Annotated in this window: 13 protein-coding genes and 1 pseudogene; 12 read left to right on the top strand and 2 right to left on the bottom strand. The window is 70.1% G+C overall.

Features of this window, described 5'->3' with window-relative positions; all coding sequences use genetic code 11:
- Nucleotides 1–30: 30 nt before the first annotated feature.
- The 6 genes from ACGFI8_RS44610 (at nt 31) to ACGFI8_RS44585 (ending at nt 8245) form a co-directional block, all read left to right on the top strand.
- Entirely contained in the window at nt 31–3927 is a 3897-nt protein-coding gene (locus ACGFI8_RS44610; protein WP_392814314.1) for a discoidin domain-containing protein, read from the top strand.
- A gap of 28 nt (nt 3928–3955) precedes the next feature.
- Complete coding sequence (locus tag ACGFI8_RS44605) at nt 3956–4786, top strand: NAD-dependent epimerase/dehydratase family protein (RefSeq protein ID WP_392814311.1); 831 nt, start codon at nt 3956–3958, stop codon at nt 4784–4786.
- 85 nt (nt 4787–4871) lie between these two features.
- Nucleotides 4872–5489 (top strand): ThuA domain-containing protein, encoded by a 618-nt coding sequence (locus ACGFI8_RS44600; protein WP_392814309.1) that lies wholly within the window; start codon nt 4872–4874, stop codon nt 5487–5489.
- The gene (locus ACGFI8_RS44595; protein WP_392814307.1) at nt 5474–6574 is read left to right on the top strand and encodes a Gfo/Idh/MocA family protein; all 1101 of its coding nucleotides are present in this window, start codon (nt 5474–5476) and stop codon (nt 6572–6574) included. Before ACGFI8_RS44600 ends, ACGFI8_RS44595 begins: the two co-directional genes overlap by 16 nt.
- A gap of 145 nt (nt 6575–6719) precedes the next feature.
- Complete coding sequence (locus ACGFI8_RS44590) at nt 6720–7415, top strand: FadR/GntR family transcriptional regulator (protein ID WP_392814305.1); 696 nt, start codon at nt 6720–6722, stop codon at nt 7413–7415.
- On the top strand, nt 7412–8245 hold the full coding sequence (locus ACGFI8_RS44585; RefSeq protein ID WP_392814304.1) for an ABC transporter ATP-binding protein: 834 nt from the start codon (nt 7412–7414) through the stop codon (nt 8243–8245). Before ACGFI8_RS44590 ends, ACGFI8_RS44585 begins: the two co-directional genes overlap by 4 nt.
- 30 nt (nt 8246–8275) lie before the next feature.
- On the opposite strand, the gene ACGFI8_RS44580 is transcribed toward ACGFI8_RS44585, so the two are convergent.
- Nucleotides 8276–9691 carry a DEAD/DEAH box helicase gene (locus ACGFI8_RS44580; protein ID WP_392814293.1) on the bottom strand — a complete coding sequence of 472 codons (1416 nt, stop codon included), beginning with the start codon at nt 9689–9691 and terminating at the stop codon, nt 8276–8278.
- A 365-nt stretch (nt 9692–10056) separates the two neighbouring features.
- Between ACGFI8_RS44580 and ACGFI8_RS44575 the strand changes: the two genes are divergently transcribed.
- Nucleotides 10057–11397 carry a condensation domain-containing protein gene (locus tag ACGFI8_RS44575; RefSeq protein ID WP_392814291.1) on the top strand — a complete coding sequence of 447 codons (1341 nt, stop codon included), beginning with the start codon at nt 10057–10059 and terminating at the stop codon, nt 11395–11397.
- Nucleotides 11398–11401: 4 nt separating this feature from the next.
- Nucleotides 11402–13255 (top strand): N,N-dimethylformamidase beta subunit family domain-containing protein, encoded by a 1854-nt coding sequence (locus tag ACGFI8_RS44570; protein WP_392814289.1) that lies wholly within the window; start codon nt 11402–11404, stop codon nt 13253–13255.
- A gap of 31 nt (nt 13256–13286) precedes the next feature.
- On the opposite strand, the gene ACGFI8_RS44565 is transcribed toward ACGFI8_RS44570, so the two are convergent.
- Nucleotides 13287–14297 (bottom strand): LacI family DNA-binding transcriptional regulator, encoded by a 1011-nt coding sequence (locus ACGFI8_RS44565; RefSeq protein ID WP_392814346.1) that lies wholly within the window; start codon nt 14295–14297, stop codon nt 13287–13289.
- 635 nt (nt 14298–14932) lie between these two features.
- On the opposite strand from ACGFI8_RS44565, the gene ACGFI8_RS44560 reads away from it, so the two are divergent.
- The 4 genes and pseudogenes from ACGFI8_RS44560 to ACGFI8_RS44545 form a co-directional block, all read left to right on the top strand.
- Complete coding sequence (locus ACGFI8_RS44560) at nt 14933–15286, top strand: hypothetical protein (RefSeq protein ID WP_392814287.1); 354 nt, start codon at nt 14933–14935, stop codon at nt 15284–15286.
- An 86-nt stretch (nt 15287–15372) separates the two neighbouring features.
- The gene (locus tag ACGFI8_RS44555; RefSeq protein WP_392814284.1) at nt 15373–16665 is read left to right on the top strand and encodes an ABC transporter substrate-binding protein; all 1293 of its coding nucleotides are present in this window, start codon (nt 15373–15375) and stop codon (nt 16663–16665) included.
- Nucleotides 16666–16922: 257 nt separating this feature from the next.
- A complete protein-coding gene (locus tag ACGFI8_RS44550) occupies nt 16923–22802 on the top strand; it encodes an OmpL47-type beta-barrel domain-containing protein (RefSeq protein ID WP_392814282.1) in 5880 nt (1959 codons plus the stop codon).
- Between the two features lie 145 nt (nt 22803–22947).
- Nucleotides 22948–23819, top strand: a pseudogene (locus ACGFI8_RS44545) (L-arabinose isomerase); the annotation flags it as partial.

The following is a 23819-nucleotide window of genomic DNA, read 5'->3' as shown; positions in this document are numbered from 1 at the left end:
CGATGGTCCCTCATCTGGCCGGTCCTGCTGTTGGCGAGCGCTCTCCTCGTGCCCGTCGGCGCCGCGCACGCCGCGACGGGCCCGGTCATGTACCCGCGCGGCATCGGCGCGGATTTCGGTCCGGACGTGGTCACGCTCGGCGTGCGGGTGCGCGGCGGTGACGACCCGTCGGGCCTGCGCACCGGCACACTCGACGGCCGGGGGTACTGGCAGACGCAGGTCGCCGCGGGCACGAGCTATGTCGGCGTCACGCCCGACGCCGCTTACGCCTCGAGCGTGGCGCAGGCGCCGATCGTCGTCGTGGTCACCTACCACGACGCCGGCAGCGGACAGTTGACGCTGCGCACCGCGTCCGGCGACACGAAGACGATCGCTGACCTCGCCGGTACGAATGCCTGGCGGCTGGCGGCGGTCGGGCTCGACGGCGCCGCGCTCACCGCCGGTGGCGCGGGTGAGCTGCGCCTCGCCGGGGTCACCGGCGGCGCCCCTTCGGACATCACCGTCGCCCAGGTCCGGATCACCAGGACCGGACCGCAGGCCACCCTCGGCCCCACCGCGACCGACACCGGTCTCGGCCCGAGGGCCGGCGACAACGAGGCGGGGCTCGTCACCGGCACGATCGCCGGCCGCGGCTACTGGCGGACCAACGCCGCCGCGCCATCGCCGGCGACCAACTACCTGTACATGAACGTCGCCGACAGCTACGCGTACGACACCACCGACATCGTGATGGTCAGCGTGGACTACCTCGACGCGGGCAACGGCACGCTCTTCCTGCACTACGATTCCCCCGGCGACGAGCTCATCGACAAGTTCAAGCCGTCGGACGTCGTCACCTACGGGGACAGCCAGACGTGGAAGTCCCATGACTTCGTCCTCGACGACGCCATCCTGACTAACCGCACCAACGGATCGGACTTCCGCCTGACCCACGACGGCTCCCCGGTCGAGCTCACGGTGGCCGCCGTGCGGGTGACCGTCGTTCCGCGCCGGCTCGACGTCAAGGCCGGTCTGCGTGACCTCGTCGCCTCGGCGAACCTGGCGCTCTACGCCGCGCGCGAAGGTACCCGCGACGGGCAATATCCTCCGGGCTCCAAGCCGGCACTCGCGACGGCCGTCGCCCAGGCACAGCGTGTGCTCGACGACGCCTCGGCCACCGAGGCGCAGGTGGCGGTGGTGCTGCGGGCGTTGCAGGGCACCTACCAGGCGTTGCGCGCCTCGGCCGTCGACACCGACCTGGCCCGCCACGCCACGCTCACCGCCAGCAGCAGCGCCGACGGTTCGAGCCCGCCCGCGGCGAACGACGGCGACGCGACGACCGCGTGGCGCAGCGGCAACGGCGGCAGTGGCGAGTGGCTGCGGGCCGACCTCGGCACGGCGCGGCCGGTCAACGAGGTGACGGTGCAGTGGGGCAACGCCTACTCGCCCGACTACACCGTCGAGGTCTCCACCGACGGCGCCGCCTACGCCGTCGTCGGCCGGTCCGGAGCCCCGGGAGGTAACAGCTCGTCGCGGACCCGGTTCCCCACCGCGACCGCACGGTACGTCCGGCTCAACCTCACCGGCTACGCCCCCGGCCTCACCGGCATCGACGTGGCCGGGTTCCAGATCCGCGACCAGCGCGCCGCCGCGCCGTCGCCGACGCTGGTCAAGACCAAGTACCCGACCACCGACGCCGTGGTCGCCGACTTCGACGCCACCGCGTACGGCGCCGACCCGACGGGGAAGAAGGATGCGACCGCAGCCATCCAGGCGGCGTTGTACGACTGCTACGACTCGGGCGGCGGTACCGTCTGGCTGCCCGAGGGCAGCTACCGGGTCACCGACACGGTCGAGGTGCCGGCCTTCTGCACGCTGCGTGGCGACCGGCGCGACCCGGACCAGGGCCGCGGCGCCTACGGCACCGTGGTGAGCGCCGATCTCCCCGCCGGCGACAACGGCCCCGTGCTGTTCCGCATCGGCGGGAGCGCCGGCGTCATGGGCGTCACCACCTACTACCCGCGGCAGAGCGCGACCGCGCCGGTGCCCTACAACTTCACGTTCGAGATCCCGGGCAGCGCCTGGGCCGGTGACGAGAACTACATGATGAGCACGGTCTCCGACGTCACCATGCTCAACTCGTACCGGGGCATCGGCATCAGTACCATGCGCGACGAGCGGGGCCGCCCGCCCGGCAACGGCCAGACCCACGAGTCGGCGACCGTCCGCAACGTCAAGGGCACGGCACTGCTGGCAGGCGTCGAGGCCTACAACGGCGCCGACGTCGGCACGTGGGAGAACGTCGACTTGAGCAACGCCTACTGGGCCCAGGCCCCGGCGGCGTACAACCCACCGCGGCGGACCGCGCTCGACGCGTGGACCCGCGCGCACGGCACCGGGTTCATCCTCGGCGACCTGGAGTGGGACCAGTTCGCCGACCTGTCCGCGACGGACTACCGCATCGGCATCCACGTCGTGCGGGGGCTGCGGGCCGAGTTCACCGGCATCTTCCAGCGCGTGCGGCTGCTGCGCACCGACATCGCCCTGCAGGTCGACCAGTTCGACTCGCGGTGGGGACTGGCACTGGCCGCGAGTGACCTGGAAGGCAGCCAGGCCGCGGTGGTGAACAACGGGGGCGGCTACGTCAAGCTCACCGGCACCAAGCTCGTCGGCGCGGTCCAGGGAACGGTGTACCGGCTCGCCGGGACCCCGCCCACCGACGACGGAGGATCCGCCGTCGTCAAGCCCGGGCGCAACGTCCTCTACGACGTGAGCAAGGCCCCGTACAACACCTTGCGCGGCAACGGCTACGTCCCGGCGCAGGACGCGACGGAGGGCATCCAGCGCGCGCTCGACCGTGCGGGGCGCGACGGTGGAGGCGTGGTCTACCTCCCGGCCGGCTGGTACCGGCTCGAAGGACGTCTCGTCGTGCCGGCCGGCGTCGAGCTGCGCGGTGCGTCCTCAGTGCCGAACCGGGACGAGGACGGGCGCAGCGCAGGCACCGTGCTGATGTCCTACGCCGGGCGCGACACCGCCGACCCGGACACCGACCAGGCCGCGATCACCCTGCGCGGCGAACGGGCCGGGGTCAGCGGCCTGCGCGTGTTCTACCCGGAGAACAACCCGGCGGCGCCGGGCGGCCTGGTGCCCTACCCCTACGCCATCCGCGGCCAGGGCAGCGGCACCTACGCCGTCAACATCGGCCTGCCGAACGCGTGGAACGCCATCGACATGGCCACCTATCGCAACGACCACTTCCTGGTACGGAAGATCAAGGGCACCTTCGTGCGGCACGGCGTCACCGTCGGCAAGAGCGACGGCGGGCGGATCGAGGGCATGCTCAGCAACGGCAACACGTTCGTGCGCACCGGCTTCTATCCGCCCAACTGGGTCCTGGGCAAGGACCTCTTCCCGCAGGTGATCGACGGCTACACACGCAAGTACGCGGACCTGATCACCGTCGACGGCGCGAACCGGCTGACCGTCGCGGACGCGTTCGGCTACGGCCTGCACAACGGGCTCATCGTGCGTTCCGGCGACGTCCGGGTCTTCAACCTGGGCACCGACAATCTCGGGGGCGACGGCTACACCGTGAAGGTCGCCGGCGGGAACGTCACCGTCGTCAACCTCATGCGCTACAACGGCACCACCAGCGCGGGACGGGCGAGGCTGTACGACGTGATGGTGATCAACATCGTGGAGCACAACGTCACCGCGTCGGTGTCTCCCGGCGGTGCCGGCACCGTCCGGCTGGAGGGCAACGACACAAGGCCCGGCTGCTACGAGCACGGCAGCCAGGTCACCGCATCGGCCAAGGCCACGTCCGGTTACCGCTTCGTCAACTGGACCGTGGGCGGCGCGGAGGTGTCCACCGCCCGGGAATACACGTTCACGGTCACCGGCGACCAGGCGCTGACCGCCAACTTCGTACCGGAGAACAGAGCATGACGCGGACGAGGCGGGGGAGGAGCGTGGCGTGAAGATCCTGGTCACCGGCGCGGGCGGCATGCTGGGGCAAGCCTTGGTCGCGCGGCTGCACGCCGACGGGCACGGTGTCCGCGCGCACGACCGCACGCCACTGCGGACGAGCCCCACCGACGATCGTGTCTTCGGCGACCTGCGCGACCTCACCGGCCTCGGCCCGCTGCTCGCCGGCGTCGACGCGGTGGTGCATGCCGCCGCCACCCCCGACCCGCTGCGCGAGGACGTCTTCGACAACAACGTCGGCTCGACGTACCACCTGCTGGACGCCGCGGGCGCGCTCGGCGTCGGCCGGATCGTCTACGTGTCGAGCCTGTCCGCCGTCGGGCTGGCGTGGTCGGGGCGCGGCGCGACACCGCTGCGGCTGCCGCTGCCCGAGGACCACCCCTACGTCGGCGACGACCCGTACGGGCTTTCGAAACACGTCGGCGAACTCGTCACCGCGACGGTCAGCCGGCGCCACGGCATCCCCGCCGTGAGCCTGCGCTTCCCGTTCATCGGCACCGGCGAGCGGCTGCGGCACCACCTCGCGCACGTCCAGGCCGACCCCGGCGGCGACCGGGGCGCCCTGTGGAGCTGGATCGACACCCGCGACGCCGCGGGCGCGGTCGTCGCCGCCCTGACCCGGCCGGTCGACGGCCACGCCGTTGTCACCGTCGCCGCACCGGACACCACCGCACTACGGCCGACAGCGGAGCTGATCAGCCGGTACCATCCGAAATCCGTCGTCACCGAACCGCTGGAAGGCTTCGCCGTGCCGGTCTCCACCCGCCTGAGCCGCGACCTGCTGGACTTCACCCCGGCCCACACCTGGCGGCGGGCATGAGCGGTCCGCAGCGGAGCGGAGGGGCCGCTCATCAGGAACGCAGGTGCAGCTCATGCCGCTGCCGGAGCGAAGCGGAGGTGACGGCATGAGCGTCGCTGTCGTTGTCCGGGGCGGCTGGGAGGGGCATCGCCCCGTCGAGGCCACCGACCGCTACGTCACCCGGCTGCGCGACCGGGGTGCCGAGGTCGTCACGTCGGAGACCCTCGACGTCTACCTCGACGAGGATCTGCTGCGCCGCGCCGACCTGATCGTGCAGTGCTGGACGATGGGCACGATCACGCCCGAGCAGCTGCTCGGCCTGTCCACCGCCGTGCGGGCGGGCACCGGCTTCGCCGGCTGGCACGGCGGCATGATCGACGCGTTCCGCGCCGCCCCCGACTACCAGCACCTGACCGGCGGCCAGTTCGTGCACCACCCGCCGGACTTCGTCACCTACGAGGTGCGGCCCACGTCAGACCACCCCGTCGTCGCGGGCATCGGCCCGTTCACCGTCCACACCGAGCAGTACCGGGTGCACGTCGACCCGTCGATCGAGGTCCACGCGGTCACCGACGTCGACGGCGTCGCCATGCCGGTCGTGTGGACCACCCGGTGGGGCGCCGGCAAGGTGTTCGTCACCACCGTCGGGCACCGCCTCGAGGACCTCGAGGTCCCCGAGCACGACGAGATCATCACGCGGGGGCTGGCATGGGCGACGCGCTGAACGTCGGCATCATCGGCGCGGGCAAGATCAGCACCGCCTACGCCGCCACGCTTGCCCGGCTGCCCGGCATCACCATGACCCGCGTCGCCGACCTCGACGCCGGCCGCGCGGCCGCCCTGGCCGCGGATCTTCCCGGTGTCCTGGCGGGATCGCCCGACGAGCTGCTCGCCGCCGACGACGTCGACGTGGTGCTGAACCTGACCGTGCCGCAGGCCCACGCCGCCGTGGCGCTCGCCGCGATCGCCGCGGGCAAGCACGTCTACGGCGAGAAGCCCCTGGCCGCCAACACCACCGAGGCGCGCAGCGTTCTCGACGCCGCGGCCCGCGCCGGCCTCGTCGTCGGCTGCGCACCCGACACCGTCCTCGGCACGGGGCTGCAGACGGCCCGGGCGAGCCTGTCGGCCGGCGACATCGGCACCCCGGTCGCGGCGACCGCGTTCATGGTCACCCCCGGTCACGAGCGCTGGCACCCGTCGCCGGAGTTCTACTACCAGCCCGGCGGTGGCCCGCTGTTCGACATGGGGCCGTACTACCTGACGGCGCTGGTGACGCTGCTCGGCCCGGTCCGCCGGGTCACCGGCATGTCCGCCGCCCCGCGCGGGACACGCGAGATCGGTGCCGGACCGCGCGCCGGCACCGTCTTCCCGGTGAACGTGGCCACCCACGTGACCGGCATCCTCGAGCACACCGGCGGCGCGTTGACGACGCTCATGATGAGCTTCGACATCTGGGACGCCGGGCTGCCCAGGATCGAGGTGTACGGCAGCGCGGGCTCGCTGTCGGTCCCCGACCCGAACCACTTCGCCGGTCCGGTGCGGCTGTTCACCGCCACGACGCAGGAGTGGATCGACGTCCCCGAGCGCGCCGGCTACCGCGACGCGGCCCGCGGCTACGGCGTCGCGGACCTGGCCCGGTCCCTGCGCGACGGCACACCGCCGCGCGCGTCGGGCGAGCTGGCATACCACGTCCTCGACGTCATGGAACGGCTCCTGGAGGCCGCGGAGACCGGCACGGCGGTCGAGGTCACCAGCCGGTGCACGGTCCCCGCCCTGGTCCCGCTCGGCGCCCGGCCCGACCACGAGTAGCCCGGGCGCGGCCGCAGGTCAGCGCCGTCGCCACCCCGCTTGGTGCAGATGTAAGACATTTGCACTACGCTGGTGCGCGATTCGAGGGCGGCTGGCGAGGAGGGCGGACGGCGGTCATGAACGACGGAAGTCAAGTGATGCGCGGATGATGCGCGGACCTGTACGTCACGCCCCGCTGGTCACGCAGGTCGCAGACCAGTTCCGCGAACTGATCACGTCCGGGCGATGGGCGATCGGCCAGAAGATTCCCGGCGAACACGAACTGGCCGCCGAACTCAACGTGAGCAGGGCCACGGTGCGTGAGGCGCTGCGCGGGCTGAGCATCACCGGCCTGCTGGAGCCCCGCATCGGCGACGGGACCTACGTGCGCGCCACCAACGAGATCACCGGGGTACTCGTCCGCGACGATCTGTCGACGCTCGACCACGTCCTCGACGCCCGAGGGGGCCTCGAAGCCGTCAGTGCCCGGCTGGCGGCCCAGCAGGCGACCCCGACGGCATTGCACGAGCTGGCGGTCAGCCTCGAGGCCAGGACCCGAGCGCACGACTCCGGAGATCTGATCGCATACGCCAAGGCCGACAGCGCCTTCCACCGGGCCGTCATCCACGCCAGCGGCAACCCGGTGCTCGTCCGGCTGCATACCGCGGTGGCTGAGCTGATGGACCAATCCATCGAGCAGACTTCGGTGCTGCCTGAGGACCCGGAAGTGGGCAACGCCCACGCACGACTGCTTCGCGCGATCCAGGACAGGGACCCGGACGGCGCCGCAAGCGCCGCCTACGAGCTGATCGCGTTGGTCAAGTCCACAGCCCCGGCACCGTCAGAAGTGAGGTTCCCTTGAAGATCGGTACCGCGTCGCAGAGGGTGCTCGAACTGCTCGACGTCACCTTCCGCCGCGACGCCAAGGAGATCCTCCACGGCGTGTCCTTCACCGTGGCCCGGGGCGAGCATTGGGTGATGCTCGGACCGAACGGGGCCGGCAAAAGCACCATCCTCGGCTTCTGCGGCGCGGTGGTCCATCCGACGAGCGGCGCCGTTCACGTCCTGGGCCATCAACTCGGCCGGGTGGAACTGCAGGCGCTGCGCCGCCACATCGGCCACGTCAACCCGCGCCACCCGCTGCGCTCACCGCTGACGGTCACCGAGATCGTCCTCACCGGCATCACCGGCACCATCGAGACCCCGATGCGGTGGCAGCCGAACCGGGAGGAGCTCGCCCGTGCCCACCACCTCATCGACCTGCTCGGGCTCGCCAACCAGGCCGACGATCTCTGGCCGACCCTCTCCCAGGGCGAGCGCGGACGAACCCTCATCGCCAGAGCCCTCGCGCCCGACCCGCTCCTCCTCCTGCTCGACGAGCCCTCCACCGGCCTCGACCTCGCCGCCCGCGAGCAGTTGCTCGACACCATCGACCTGCTCTGCCACACCCACCCCGACCTCACCTCGATCCTCGTTACCCACCACCTTGAGGAACTCCCCGAAACGACCACCCACGCCCTGCTGCTCGCCGACGGCCGGATCGTCGCCGCAGGCCCGACCAGCGAGGTACTCACCAGCGAGAACGTGACCACAGCGTTCGATTACCCGGTCGAGGTCGAGCATCGCGACGGGCGTTGGATCGCCCGAACCGCCAAGTCGAGAACGAAGCACCGGCAAGGCGATCGGCAGTAGTCACGAGGTCTCGGTACCCGGCCCTGGCGCTCAGCGCCCACCGCGGCGGGCGGCGGGCCGGGCCCGGGCGGAGAACGCCGCCGCGCCGGATCGCGCCGGTGCGGAGTGGGTCGAGACGGTCGGCGTCGACTTGCCGCCGCGCCGGCCGCGGTCGCTCTGAGCGGGCTGTGCTTCACGGCGTTGCGCGTTCTGCCGTTGCGCCTCGGGCCGAGCGGCGGCGGGCGGCGACGCCGGCTGCGGGACCAGCGTCCGCTCCCCGGGCGCGAGGGTGCGCAGCAGCGCGTCGCCCGGGCGGAGCCGGGTGGTGGTCGCCGCGATGCCCGCCTTGCGGGTCAGCTCCCGTACCTCGGGCGCCTGGCCGTCGGTCATCAGCGTGACGACGGTGCCCGTCGCGCCGGCCCGGGCGGTGCGGCCCGAGCGGTGCAGGTATGCCTTGTGCTCCGCCGGCGGGTCGGCGTGTACGACCAGGGCGACGTCCTCGACGTCGATGCCGCGGGCGGCGATGTCGGTGGCGACCAGTGTGCGCACGTCGCCGTCGGAGAACGCCCGCAGGTTTCTGGTGCGCGCGGTCTGGGCCAGGTTGCCGTGCAGTTCCACGGCGGACACGCCGGCCGCGACCAGCCGGCGGGTGAGCGTCTTCGCGCCCCGCTTGGTGCGCGTGAACACGACGGTCCGGCCCGGCGCGGCGGTCAGTTCGACCAGCACGGCGAAGCGATCCTCGGCGTGAACGTGCAGGACGTGGTGGGTCATCGCGGCGACCGGCGAGAGCTTCGAGTCGACGCTGTGCACGGCCGGATCGGCGAGGAACCGGCGTACCAGCACGTCGACGCCGGCGTCCAGCGTGGCCGAGAACAGCAGGCGTTGCCCGTCGCGCGGGGTCTGCTCCAGCAGCCGCCGCACGGTGGGCAGGAAGCCGAGGTCGGCCATGTGGTCCGCCTCGTCGAGCACGGTGATCTCGACGGCGTCCAGGCGGGCGTGGCCGGCCTCGACGTGGTCGGCGAGCCGGCCGGGGCAGGCCACCAGGACGTCGACCCCGGCGCGCAGCCCGGCGATCTGGGGCCCGGCGGCGACGCCTCCGAAGACGGTCATCGTCCGCAGCGACAGCGCTTTGGCCAGCGGCGCCATCACGGCGTCGATCTGGGCGGCCAGTTCTCGGGTGGGTGCGAGGATCAGCGCCCGGGGCCGCCCGGCCCGCCGTGGCGCGGCACCGGCGGCCAGGCGGGTGAGCACGGCCAGGACAAAGGCGTAGGTCTTGCCAGATCCGGTGCGGCCCCGGCCGAGCACGTCCCGGCCGGCGAGCGCGTCGGGCAGGGTCGCGGCCTGGATCGGGAACGGCCGGTCCACCCCGGTCGCGGCCAGCACGCGGACGAGCGCGTCGGGCACGCCGAGGTCGGCGAAGGTCGGGGAGTTGGGCGAGGTGGTCTGTTTCGGGCGGCGTGCCGCCATGAAGGCTCCGTACGTCGAAGGGACGTCCCGCCCCGGCGCTGACCGTCTCGGTCGCGGCGCGTGGCGTCGGACATCGAACCGCGACCAGCCATGATCGGGCGGGCCGCGCCGCCAGTCTACTCGAACCCGCACCGAACCCCGCCGCCCGCTGACGGGCGGTGCGGCAGCCGCCTCGGCGCAGGCCGATCAGGGCGCCACGACCTGCCCCAACGCCGCCCGGCCTATCGAGTCCACGACGCCCTCGGCGGGTGCCGGACCACTGCCGCCAGGACCGCGATGGTCGGGTTGCCGCTGTATTGACAGGCGTTGAACGACCTGGATTCAATGAGGCGCCGAAGTCTTACCCTGACGAAAGCCGGGCAGCGATGACGGAACGGATCCCCATCGGGTTCACCGGTGCGCGGGGCGGCGAATGCGGGCTCAGCTGGGGCCAGATCGCAATCTGGCGGGCGATCCAGCGGCTCGTGCCCGACGACGCGAGCCTCAACATGAGCTGGGTCACCGCCCTGGAGGACGAGGGCATCTCCTTCGACACGCCGCTGCCGAGAATCACCGACACGGTGGCGTTCATCATGGCCCGCCACGAGTCGTTGCGCACGAGGGTCCGGGTCGACGAGGTCCACGGGCCGCGGCAGATGGTGGCGCAGGACGGCATCATCGAGCTGGAGGTCATCGACGCCGGGCGGGACGAGGCCGGCGTCGCGGCCCGGGAACTGCAGCGAAGGCTCACCGAGCCGGCGTTCGACTACCCGAACGAATGGCCGCTGCGGGTCGGTGCGGTGCGCGTCGGCGACGTCGTCACGCACGCCGTCTTCGCCATCTGCCACCTCGTCACCGACCGGGGCGGGCTCACCGCGCTCGTGCGCGACGTCCTGGACAGCCTCGCCGGCCGTCCCACCCTTGATCCGCCCGACCGGCAGCCGTACGACCAGGCGCTGTACCAGCAGTCCGACGCCGGGCGACGGCAGAGTGAGAAGGCGCTGCGGTACTGGGAGCGCCGTATGCGCGCCGTTGCGCACAGCCGGTTCGGGGAGCCCGCCGGCGAGCCCCGGTTCGTCAGCGCCACGCTCAGCTCACCCGCCGGCGACCAGGCCGTCAGCCTGCTGGCCGACCGTGAGCGGGTCAGCACCTCCGCCGTCATCCTCGCCGCCGCCGCGGTCCAGCTCGCCCGCCAGACCGGCACCCGCGAGGCCGTCCTGCAGATCATCGTCAGCAACCGGTTCCGCCCCGGCCTCGCCGACTCGGTCGGGCCCGCCTCGCAGGACGGCCTGTGCGTCATCGAGGTCGGCGACGACGAACTCGGGCCGGTCATCGGCCGGGCCATGCAGGCCTCGATCCAGGCGTACCTGCACGCGCAGTACGACCCGGTCGCCCTCGACACCCTCGTCGCGCGGCTCGGTGACGTCGACCTGTCCTGCTCGTTCAACGACCGCCGCTTCGACGCGCAGACCCCCGTCTCCGCCGCGGTCGGCGTCACCGCCGACGCCGTCCGCGCCGCCCTGCCGCGCACCACGCTGACCTGGGAACCGGTCGAGCACTACGGCGCCCGCTACTTCCTGCACGTCAACGCCGTCCCCGGCGCGCTCGACCTCACCCTGTTCGCCGACACCAGCGTGTTCGACCACGCCCAGGTGGAGGCGCACCTGCGCGGCATCGAGACGCTGCTCGTGGCGGAAGCGCTCGGCGCGCTCACCGTCGCCGCATAGGCCGTTGCCCGCCTACGCCGACGCCACCTCCTGCATCCCCGGCGGGACCCTGCGCTTCACCCTGCTGGGCCCCGGACCGGACACCGTCACCGTCCACGACGCCACCGACGACCGCCCGCTCCTGACGGCCGACGTCGACTGTCCCGTGTGGACTCTGACCGTTCCGGAGGACTGGCCCAGCTCCCTCTACCGGGCCGTCTTCACCATGCGTAGCCATGAGGTGTACTTCGTGGTGCGCCGCCCGGCCGGCACTCCGTCCGCCGCCATCCTCGTCTCGCTGCCGTTCGCGACCTGGCAGGCGTACAACCGCTCCGGTGTCCCCGGCGAGAGCCTCTACTACGCCGAGGAGCCGACCCGGGCGGCCCGCGTGTCGTTCGACCGCCCCGGCGGCGGACCGCCCCCGGAGCGCTGGGAGGACGGGCTGCTGCGCTGGCTGCGCCCGGCCGGGTACCGGGTCGACTACTGCTCCAACCTCGACCTGCACGCCGATGGCCCGGCGTTGCTGCGCGGGTATCGCCTGCTCGTCGTCAACGGCCACGACGAGTACTGGTCGAAGGAGATGCGCGACGCCGTCGAGTCCTTCACCGCGGCCGGCGGCAACGTCGCGTACTTCGCCGCCAACACGGCGTACTGGCAGGTCCGCTTCGAGGACGGCGGCCGCACCATGGTCTGCTACCGCGACCCGGTTCGTGACCCCGTCGCCGCGCTCGACCCGGCGCGCACGACGGTCGAGTGGGCGGCGGCCCCGGTGCACCGCCCGGAGAACACGATGACCGGCGTCGGCTATCGCCACGGCGCCGGCGCATGGGGCGACTTCATGGACGTCATGAAGGAGACCGACTACACGGCGCGCTTTGCCGAGCACTGGGTGTTCGCCGGCACCGGCCTGCGCGACGGCGACCGGTTCGCGCTCGGCGCGGTCGGGTACGAGACGGATGCCGCGCTGTACCAGGAGGTCGACGGCGTGCCGCGGATCACCGGCGGCGACGGCACGCCGCCGTCGTTCGTCGTCCTGGCGACCGCGGACCTGCGCCACTGGCGCCGGTACGGCCAGGGCGGCCACGCGACGATGGGCGTGTTCCGGCTGGGCGCCGGCACGGTGTTCAACGCGGCGACGGTGAACTGGGGCAACACGCTCGCCGACGACGTGGTCGACCGGATCACCCGCAACGTCCTGGATCGGCTGTCGGCGCCCCCGGACCCGGCCCGCTGGGACGCGATCGGCCCGGTCCCGGAACTGGCCGCGCTGGTCGCGTGCGAGCACGCCTTCTGGGCGCTGACCCCGGACGGCACTCTCCTGGTCCGCGCCGCCTGCGCCCAGAACCTCCGCTGGCACCCGGCCTTACCCGCGCCGTCCGAGGAGGCGTCCCAGGATCCGCCGGTCTGCCTCGCGGCGCCGCGGGAGGCCGTCGGCGGGATGGCGGTCGGGCTGTACGCCGTGACGCGGCGCGGGCGGCTGCTGCATCGGGAGCCGATCCGGGAACCCGCGCCGTGGCAGGAGATCGGCACCGCGCCGGACGGGGTCCTGGCGCTCGCCAGCGCCGACGGCTCGCTCTTCGCCGTCACCGAGGACGACCGGCTCCGCTGCCTGCCCCTGGCCCGGCTCGCCGAGGGGGACCACGGCTGGCCCGACGCCGGAGACGCGGAGGGTGCGGTCGCTCTCACCGCGGCCGGCGGGCTGCTCTTCGCCGTCGACCGTAACCGCCGGCTGCGCACCCGGTTGCCGACCGTCACGCAGTCGGCCTGGACGGATCTCGGCTCGGCCGGTGACCGCACCATCATCGCCGGCTACGACGGGCACCTGGCCGGGGCCGGTGGCGACGGGCTGCTGCGGTGGCGCGACATCGCTCGGGCCTGACTGACCCGCCTTCCGGCCGCCGTGCGGTTACTTACCGTGGAACTGTCGACTCCCGAACGACAAGCCGGCCTTGCTGGCGGATGACACCCGAGCGACGCTGTCCATCGATGGCGGCGATCAGGTGCTCGACCGCGGTGCCCCCCAGCTGCTCCAGATTCAGGTCCACCGTGGTCAGTGGAGGGAGTCCATCGGCGGCGTAGACGTCCCAATTGTCGTAGCCGACGATCGCGACATCTTCCGGGATGCGGCGGCCCATGGCCGTCAGCGTGTCGCAGGCCCCCGTGGCGATCTGGTCATTTCCGCAGAAAATCGCATCCACCTCGGGCGAGGTGGTGAGCAGGATTCGGGAGGCGTGCCGGCCCCAGCGTCGCGACCATTCGCCGTAGAGTGCCTCGCCGGCCAGTCGGAGGCCGGCCTCGTCGAGCACCTCGGCCAGCGCCGTGGCCCGGTCGCGCGCGGGCCGGTAGCTCGCCGGTCCGGTGATGTGCCCGATGTGACGGCGCTGCAACGAGACGAGATGCTTCGCGGCGAGCCGTGCGCCGCCGGCGTCGTCCGCCAGCACCGACAGGTCATCGGGATGGGTCGACTCGCCGTACACGTAGACGACCGGAACCGGGATGTCGTGGCTGAGTGAGGGGCGGACGTCGTTGCGATCGCCGAGGACGATGAACCCGTCGACCTGCCGTGCGAGCAGAGCGCGAACATAGTGCTGGCGGCGGATGGCGTCCCCGCGCGCGTCGCAGAGCACGACGGACATCTCCTGGCTGCCGACGGCGATCTCGACGCCGAGCATGATCGGGATTGAGAAGCGGCCGCTCAGCTCATCGGTGAGCAGCCCGATCGTGCGGGTACGCCCGGAGATCAGGCCGCGGGCGAGCACATTCGGCCGGTATCCCAACTCCGCTGCGGCCTGCTGCACCCGCCACCGGGTCGTCTCCGCGACCTGGTCCCGATCATTGAGGGCTTTTGAGGCGGTAGCGACCGAGACGCCGGCTCGCTTGGCGACGTCACCGAGGGTCACGGAGCGGGTTTGCGGGCTCATTGAAATCCTTTCGGAAAGCCTTTCGGTCTCGTTCGGGCGCTCACCGGGTGTGGTCGTAGGCGATGAGAAGCAGCGTAGCGGCTCCCTTCGAGGTGGAGCCAGGATCGAATCTTCTGTACTTCGATGCATCAACCAGCGCCGGATGTTACATAAATGTAACCTTGCCGAAAACGTTTTCGTCCCTCATCGTCTTCCGCAGGCGCGAGATCGCTGAACGAAGACTAGACGGAGGCAGCCATGACGGTGGTTCGAGCGGAGGCCGATTCCGCCGGCGGACGCCCGGTCGTCCCGTCCCGCGGTGCGCTGCGCCCGCTCGGCCTCGGCCAGGTCCGCATCGCCGGCGGCTTCTGGGGCCGGCGTCAACAGGTCGTCAGCGAGGCGTCGATCGGTCATGCCCGGACCTGGCTGGATCGGCTGGGTTGGACGGGCAACTTCGTCGCCGCCAAGGCTGGGCAGGGTTCGCGCGAGCGACGGGGACGCGAGTTCTCCGACTCCGAGGTCTTCAAGCTGGTCGAGGCGATGGCCTGGGATCACGGCCGCACCGGCGACGAAGGTCGCGATCGCGAGATCCGGGAACTGACCGCCGGCCGGGCATCACCACCATCCACCGGCCGTTCGCCGTCGGTGACCAGATCGTGCTGCGCCTACCCGTCCGCAGCCGGTGGGTCTTTCCCGATCCACGCATCGACGCGATCCGCGGATGCGTCGCGGCCGAGCGCGGGCCGCTCGTGCTCTGCGCCGAGTCGGTCGACCTGCCCGGGCGGTCGCTGGACGACCTCCGGGTCGACCCGAGCGCCGAGCCGGACGACACGGACAACGGCACCTCGGCGCGGGGAGTTCTGCGCGCCTACCGCGACGGCGCGCTGGCGTACCACCGCGAGGAGCCGACGCCGAGCGCCGGCGAGCCGGTCTCGATAACGCTCGTTCCCTACTACCAGTGGGCACGCCGCGGACCGTCGACCATGCGGGTCTGGCTGCCACAACTTTGACACATTTCCTGGTCCGGCCTTCCCGCCGGGCGCACAACCGACTAGACACCACCACCGGCAAGACATGCAGTTCGGAAGGAGACACCATGAGAACCCGTTCCCTCGCCAGGGTGGCTGGTGCGGTCGCGTCGGCGATGGTTCTCACGCTGGGCCTCGCGGCCTGTACCAAGGGTGAGAGCGGCGACACTCCTGCGGCGAGTGCGAGTCTCGACGACGGCAGTACATTGACATTATGGACTCGGGCCGCGACCGAGTCGGTCTCGAAGGCGTACGCGGCGGCGTACAACGCGAGCCACAAGAACAAGGTCGAGGTGGCGGCGTACCCGAACGAGGAGTACCCGGCGAAGCTGGCCTCGGCCGCCGGCGCGAAGGCGCTGCCGGACATGTTCGCCTCGGACGTGGTCTTCGCGCCGCAGTACGCGTCGCAGGGGCTGTGGCTCGACATCACCGACAGGTTCGCGGCGTTGCCGGTCAAGGACAAGGTCGCCCCGGCGCATGTGCGGGCGGGTACGTGGCAGGGCAAGAACTACGCCGTACCACACACGATCGACATGTCCGTCATGCTGTACAACAAGGACCTGTACCAGAAGGCGGGTCTGGACCCGGACAAGCCGCCGACCACGATGCAGGAGTTCGCCGACCAGGCACGGGCGGTCAACAAGCTCGGTGGTGACGTGCACGGCACGTACTTCGGCGGCAACTGTGGTGGCTGCATCGAGTTCACGTTCTGGCCTTCGGTGTGGGCCAGCGGGGGCGATGTGATCAACCCCGGAGGCACCGAGGCGACGCTCAACTCCAAGGAGATGGCCGACGTCTTCGCGCTCTACCGCAAGCTGTACGAGGAGGGCGTGGCCGCGCCGGCGTCCAAGGACGAGGCGGGTCCGACCTGGCTCGGGGCGCTGGAGAGCGGCAAGATCGGCATCGCGCCGGGGCCTTCGGTCTGGCTCGGTCTGATCGAGGAGAAGGGCATCAAGATGGGGGTGGCCCCGATCCCGGGTATGAACGGCGGCTCGTCCACCTTCGTCGGCGGTGACGCCATCGGCATCGGGGCCACCAGCAAGAAGGCGGCGCAGGCATGGGACTTCCTGGCCTGGACGATGTCCGACGACGCGCAGATCGAGGTCATCGCCAAGGGTAAGGGCGTGCCCACCCGTACCGACCTGGCCTCGAACAAGTACTCGACGGCCGATCCGCGCATCGCCACCATCAACGGCATCGTGGCCAGCGGCAAGACCCCGTACGCCAAGAACTTCAACGCCTCCTTCAACGACCCGCAGAGCCCGTGGCTCGCCACGTGCCGGGGCGCATTGTTCGCCGACGCGGCGACGGCATTGGAATCGGGCAACTCCGCCATCACGAAGTCACTGCAGAAGGGCTGATCGGGCCGGGGTCCGGCCGCTGGTGCGCAGCGACCGGACCAGCTCGGCGGCGCGCAGCGACATTCTGCACTCCATTGATTCTGTCCAATTCATGCCACATGTGTACGGCGAGCCGTGGCGCCATCGGCTACGCCGCTCTCCCGCCGACCTTGCGGTGGAAACCGCATGCGGTTCACCGGCCTCACCACCCCACACGAGTGCGCGCGCTGGTCACCCCCGAAACACATCCGGCCGCGCCGGTATCAAGGAGGTAGAACATGTTCACGAGACGGCTGAAGCGGGGACCCATCTGGGTCACCGTAGCCGCACTCATGGTGGGAGGGGTGGCCGGCGTGGCGTCCATAGCCCACGCCGCCAGCCCGATCCTGCCGGGCAATGAGGGTGACGTAGGTAAATACACCAACGGACAGAAACACGCCATGGAGATCGGGGACCCGGTCTACAACAACGTCGGCAACGTCGCCGCGCAACTCGTGCCCGGGGTGCCGTTCACCGCGTCGAGCATGCACCAGTCCATCTTCGAGAAGGACCTCGCCGCCGGCGGCACGGACTACTACCTCGACCGCATTCTGGGCGTCAGCGGGACCATCGGGTCACCCTTCCTGATGACCAGGGGCCGCTCCCTGTACATGCGCGGCTCGAACACCGCCAACTTCACCACCATGGGCTTCGCCGGCACGACGTACGTCGGCGGCCCCAACAACCTCGGCAACCTGTACACGGTCACCGTCACCGGACAGACCGTCACCGAGGTCAGCGCAAACCGGTTCAACGCGCCCAGCCACGCCAAGGACCAGTACACGATCGGCAGCACCGGCGTCACCGCCAATCTGACGAAGTTCATCACGTACGACAACGTCGCGGTCACCGCCATCGACTTCAACAACCCGGGCAGCTCGGCGGCGACGTTCACGGTCCGCGCGGCCTCGCCGCTGGCCACCGCGGCCGGGGAGAGCGACGCCGAGCTCACCGGCAGCCGGGTCATCACCAGTGGGTCGAACAACGGACTCGTCGACACCCCGTGGAACACGGTGAAGGTCGACCTGACCGGTGCCGGCTTCACCCGCAACGGCACCAACCTCGACCGCACGATCACCGTGCCCGCCGGCGGCAAGGTGTCGCTGTCGGTCGTCGGCGCCGTCTCCTCGGCGACGCTGCCCCAGACGGTCGCGAGCTACAAGGACTACGCCGCGATGGCGCCGTCCGACGCCGTGCGCTCGGGCATCACCGAGTTCAACCGCCGCTGGGCGCAGGACATCCCCTACATCAACGTGCCTGACCCCGCGCTCGAGAAGGCCATCGTCTACCGCTGGTGGGGTGAGCGTTACAACAGCCTGGACGCCAACACGCCCGGTTACGTCTACCAGTACCCGACCACGGTCGAGGGCGCGAACCTCTACCAGAACTCCATCGCGCTGACCCAGCCGATGCACCTGCAGGACACCAAGTGGATTCGCACGCCGTACCTGCCCTACGGCGAGATCCTCAACATCGGTGAGCTGTCGGGTTCGTCGGCCTTCCTGGACAGCCCCGGCCACACGAGCTGGAACAACCACTACTCGCAGTACGTCGGCACCGCCGGGCTCGAGGCCTACCAGGTGCACGGCGGCGGCCAGGAGATCGCGCAGAAGTTCGCCCAGTACTTCGAGGGCGACGGCGTCGGCCAGCTCGAGCACTACGACGGCAACAAGAACAATCTCATCGCCTACGACACCAACTACATGGCCGGTAACGACGCCGACGCCATCTCGTTCGGCTTCCCGAAGTCCAACGCCACCGCAGCCGGCTCGCGCACGATCGAGCGCCCGGAGTCGGCGTACGTGTGGGGCGACTTCGACGCCGCCCGGCAGCTCTACCAGATCGCCGGTGCCGACCCCTCCAAGGTCAACCAGATGGCGACCGGCGCCGACAACATCCGCGACTCGATCCTCAGTAACCTGTGGAGCCCCGACATGCGGATGTTCCTGACCCGCACGTCGTACGGGGCCACCAGCGGGGCGAGCTCCAACGGCACGGCCAATCCGCTGCCGGTGGCGGCCCGCAACCTGATCCCGGCCAAGGAGTCGAACCTCTACGACATCTACGCCGAGGACCTCATCCCGTACGACCAGTGGCAGCAGTACGTGGACGGTTTCCGGTTCCTGACGTACGACGACAACTTCCCGATCTTCCCGTTCTACACGGCCAACCAGTATGACCGGACGGCGTACGGGATCGGCGGCTCCAACAACTTCTCCAACATCAACTTCACCGTGCAGTACCGCGGTGTCCGGTCGGCGCTGCGCCACTACGACCCGCAACAGAAGTACATCACTCCGGAGTACGCCAAGCGGCTGCTGGACTGGATGGCGTGGAGCGTCTACCCGGGCGCGGACATGCGTATCCCGAACCAGGCCGAGTACTTCTCCGGCTGGAACGCGAGCACGAAGACCTACAACCGCAACAACCCGAACCACGTGATGCTCGGCAACATGAACTACATCTTCGTCGAGGACATGGCCGGCCTCCAGCCGCGCTCCGACGACAAGATCGAGTTGTGGCCGATCAAGTTCGGCTACGACTACTTCATGGCCAACAACCTGCGCTACCACGGGCACGATCTCACGGTCGTGTGGGACCCCACCGGCAGCAAGTACGGCCTGGGCGCCGGCTACAGCCTGTTCGTGGACGGCCAGAAGAAGGTCAGCACCGACAAGCTCGGCAAGATCACCTACGACCCGAACACCAACCAGGTTCAGGCCGAGAGCGGCGTGAACGTCACCTTCCAGGCCGGGACCAGCACCGCGTTCCCGAGCGCGGTGAACACCCCCATCACCGATGGCCGGGTCGTCGACTACCTCAAGACGGCCGGCATCGACCTCACCGTGAACGCGCCGAACCTGGCGAAGGGCGCCACCCTGCGTTCCTCGTACACCCAGCAGGGTCCGCGGCCGGCGGCGTGGCGGCAGTTCCACACGCCCGGCTACAGCAGCACCTCGATGAACTACACGCCCGGTGCCATCTCGGAGACCGAACGGCCGGTGTCGCTGGCCGCGGTGACCGACGGCAACACGGCCAACGAGCCGTACTGGGGCAACTACGGCACCACGGAGAAGAACGGCTACATCGAGCTCGACCTGGGGTCGGCCAAGTCCTTCGACAACGTGAAGGTGACGTTCGTCAGCGACCGGCAGGCGGGCGGCTACCACGAGCCTTCGCGCTGGTGGATCCAGGTGCCCGACGGCAACGGAGGATGGAAAGAGGTTCCGAACCAGTTCAAGAACCCAACCGTCCCGGCGGCCAAGTTCAACGAGGCGCTGTTCAACACCGTCTCGGCGAGCAAGGTGCGCGTCGTGTTCACGAACAGCCCGACGTACTACACGGCCATCTCCGAGATCCAGATCTTCAACTCGGGGCGTGCGGTTCCGGCGGTCACCAACCAGGCGCCCGTCGTGTCCGTCGCCCGTGACGCCTCGGCCGACGGCAACCTGTCCACCAAGCTGGTCGCCACGGCGAGCGACGACGGCATCCCCTACGACAGCGACCTCACCTTCGGCTGGGAGACGGTCTCGGCGCCCCAGGGTGCCGGCGTCATCTTCTCCGACCCGAAGGCGCTGACGACCCGGGTGACCGGCACGCTCCCCGGTGACTACGTGTTCCGGTTCTTCGCCTTCGACGGCGAGAAGCGGTCCGTGGCGACCATCCCCGTGACCCTGACCAAGAAGGCGGTCAGCGCGGAGTTCGGCTCCTCGGCGACGGTGAGCACCAGCGGCAGCGCGTCGTGGGAGAACCCGCTGCGCGTCAACGAGTCCACCAACCCGAGCAGCTCGAACCCGGGCACCGGCTACGGCTGGGGCAACTGGGGCACGACGCAGAACGGCACCACCCTCGCGAAGGCGGCGTGGATCCAGTACACGTGGAGCTCGGCGGTGCGGCTGTCGTCGACCGACATCTACTGGTACGACGACAACGGCGGCACCCGCCGGCCCACGGCGACGACCTACGCCCTCGAGTCCTCCCAGGACGGCACCACGTGGACGCCGGTCACGCTCAACAAGGGATCGTCGTACGCGAACGGGCTGAACATCAACGCCTACAACCACTTCGATTTCGAACCGATCACCGCGCGCTTCCTGCGCATCCGCATCTGGGGTGTCCAGGGCAGCGGTGCCGGCACCGGCGTGCTGCGCTGGCGTGCCAACGGCGAGACCGTCGACTCGGTGCGCTCGCCGGTGTACATGCGGACCGGCATCGGCATGGTGCCGACCCTGCCGAGCACGCTCGACGCGGTCTACGCCAGCGGCGCCCGCGGCACCGTGGGAATCCGGTGGCAGGAGATCACCCCGGACATGGTCGCGGAGGCGAACGTCGACCCGTTCGTCGTCTACGGCATGAACGACGCGTACGGCCTGATCGTCGAGGCCGACATCTACGTGCGGCCCGAGATGTCGCAGGGCGGCATCTCGATCCAGGGCGCCGAGTCGTTCGAGCAGACACTCGAGGTGGGCCAGCAGCCCTACCTGCCCAAGAAGGTGGACGTCTCCTACAACGACGGCTCCCGGGACAACCAGGCCATCGCGGTCAACTGGAACTACGACGCGAACATCGTCAACACTCCAGGCCGCTACGTCGTCATCGGCGACCTGGCCCTGCCTGACTACGTCAGCCAGGCCGGCGCCACGCAGACCGCGCTGATCCTCACCGTGGGCAAGGACACGGTGGCCCCGACGACGACCATGACCTGGTCGCCGGCGGAGCCGGACGGCGGTGACAACTGGTACCGCACGGCCCCGTCCTTCAAGCTCGACGCGAAGGACGCGTTCGGCGTGGCCAGCACGCAGTACCGGCTCGACGGCGGTGAGTGGACGGCCTACACGGGCACGCCGGTCACCCTCAACGAGCAGGGCACCCACAAGGTGGAGTACCGCTCGACCGACACCAGCGGCAACGTCGAGGAGTCGAAGTCGAGCACGGTGAAGGTGGACACGATCGCGCCGACGGTGAACGCCAGCATCAGCGTCGCCAACGCGTCCGATCGACTGGTGACGGTTGTCGCCACCGATGCGGGTTCGGGCGTGGCCTCCGTCACGGTCAAGGTCGATGACGCCGACTGGGCCGACTACACCAGTCCAGTCAAGATCGACAAGTCGCAGCACACCGTGGTCTACCGGGCGGTGGACGTCGCGGGCAACCAGTCGGAGACGACCCTCCACGTCGCGTCCGCCCCGGCGATCACATCGCAGAGCTCGGTGACCCTGACCAACCAGATGAGCGTGACGGTGGGCGACGTGCAGGTGCGCGGGGACTTCACGTGCAACTCGCAGGTCCGCGTCGCCGGCAACGTTCTGGTGACCGGGAACGCTTACCTCACCAACACCTGCCGTATCGACGGCGACCTTCGCGCGGGTGGCAACGTCACCATCGATTCCACCCCAAGCGTCGGCGGTTCGGTGTTCGCGGTCGGCTCGGTCCGGTTCCAGTCCACGGCGAAGGTGGGCGGGTCGATCTCGGCCGGCACCACGTTCACGGTCATCGACGGCAAGACCATCGACTACCTGACCAGCCACGGCATCGTCGGCGGTACCGTCAAGGCAGGCGTCGGGGTCTCCGCACTGACGGTGGCAGGGTTCACGCCGGCGGAGTTCGACGGGAACGCTGCCGGCCGGATCACCTGGCGGCAGTGGATGAACGCCACCGCGGCCGCCAACGGTGCGCCGAGCTCGTCGCAGGGTCTGACCGCGAACCCGGGCTGCACGATGGCCCCATGGGCGTCGAGCGTGAACGCCGGCAAGGTCACGGTCGCATCCGATCTCGTCGTCGACGCTCGGACGGCAACCTCGGGTTGCGCTTCGGTGGCGCTGCAGGAGATGACGGTGAAGCTTCGCGGCAACCTCGTCATCTACGTGGACAAGTTCGACGCGGTGAACGGCATCGCCTTCGTGTCTGACGACGGCGGCCGCCACTCGGTGAAGGTGATCGTCACCGGCTCCAACTCGCAGAACGGCGCCGTGACCTTCTCCGCCAACTCCACCACCGATGCACTCGTCGACCTCACCGTGCACACGCCCGGCAAGGTGACGATCCAGGGCACGTCGGCGCTCGCCGCCGTGGTCGAGAGCGGATCGTTCGCATCCTCTGGCTCCGTCGTCGTTCGGTAGTCGCCGCACGTTGGTCGTGGCGGGCGTCCACAAGACGTCCGCCACGACCCCGAGCCTGAGCACGAAACCGGAAGGGCGGCCTGCGGCCGCCCTTCCGTCGCTGTCAGAACGTCTACGGCCAACACACCCCGAAAGGAACCGCGGTATGAACGACAAGCAGATCTGGTTTCTCACCGGTAGCCAGGGTCTGTACGGCCCGGAGACCCTGGAACAGGTCGCCGACCAATCCCGGCAGATCGCCGCCGCGCTGGACGAGGCGTCGGACATCGGCCCGCGGGTCGTGTGGAAGCCTGTGCTCACCTCGGCCGGGGACATTCTGCGGGTGTGTCTGGAGGCGGGTAACGATCCGAATGTGGTCGGTGTGATCGCGTGGATGCATACGTTCTCGCCGGCGAAGATGTGGATCGCTGGGTTGGACGCGTTGCGTACGCCGTTGTTGCATCTGCACACCCAGGCCAATGTCGCGCTGCCGTGGGCGGACATCGACATGGATTTCATGAATCTCAATCAGGCGGCGCACGGTGACCGGGAGTTCGGGTACATCCAGTCCCGGCTCGGTGTGGCCCGCAAGACCGTCGCCGGGCATGTGTCCGACCCCCGTGTGGTGTCCCGTATCGGTGCCTGGGCCCGTGCCGCGGTCGGGTATGCGGCGATGCGTTCGCTGCGGCTGGTCCGGTTCGGCGACAACATGCGTGATGTGGCCGTGACCGAGGGTGACAAGGTTGAGGCGCAGCTGCGGTTCGGGGTGTCGGTCAACACCTTCGGTGTCAACGACCTCGTCGCGGCGGTCGACGCCGCGTTGGATGCGGAGGTTGACCGGCTGGTCAAGGAGTACGCCGACACCTACCGTGTCTCCTCCGCGCTGCTGGGGGAGCGGGCCGAGTCGCTGCGCTATGCCGCCCGGATCGAGCTGGGGTTGCGGGGGTTCCTGGAGGGCGGTGGGTATCGGGCGTTCACCACGAACTTCGAGGATCTGGGTGGGTTGCGGCAGTTGCCGGGCCTGGCGGTGCAGCGGTT

Source organism: Dactylosporangium sp. NPDC048998 (assembly GCF_043197855.1).
In the GTDB taxonomy this organism is placed as follows: domain Bacteria; phylum Actinomycetota; class Actinomycetes; order Mycobacteriales; family Micromonosporaceae; genus Dactylosporangium.
The sequence above is the reverse complement of the archived record's forward strand: the minus strand, read 5'-3'. Positions and strand labels throughout refer to the sequence as shown.

Coding starts and splice junctions, on each gene's coding strand:
- ACGFI8_RS44600 (WP_392814309.1), top strand. CDS start 4,872: ATGAGCGTCGCTGTCGTTGTCCGGGGCGGCTGGGAGGGGCATCGCCCC.
- ACGFI8_RS44595 (WP_392814307.1), top strand. CDS start 5,474: ATGGGCGACGCGCTGAACGTCGGCATCATCGGCGCGGGCAAGATCAGC.
- ACGFI8_RS44590 (WP_392814305.1), top strand. CDS start 6,720: ATGATGCGCGGACCTGTACGTCACGCCCCGCTGGTCACGCAGGTCGCA.
- ACGFI8_RS44580 (WP_392814293.1), bottom strand. CDS start 9,691: ATGGCGGCACGCCGCCCGAAACAGACCACCTCGCCCAACTCCCCGACC.
- ACGFI8_RS44575 (WP_392814291.1), top strand. CDS start 10,057: ATGACGGAACGGATCCCCATCGGGTTCACCGGTGCGCGGGGCGGCGAA.
- ACGFI8_RS44565 (WP_392814346.1), bottom strand. CDS start 14,297: ATGAGCCCGCAAACCCGCTCCGTGACCCTCGGTGACGTCGCCAAGCGA.
- ACGFI8_RS44555 (WP_392814284.1), top strand. CDS start 15,373: ATGAGAACCCGTTCCCTCGCCAGGGTGGCTGGTGCGGTCGCGTCGGCG.
- ACGFI8_RS44550 (WP_392814282.1), top strand. CDS start 16,923: ATGTTCACGAGACGGCTGAAGCGGGGACCCATCTGGGTCACCGTAGCC.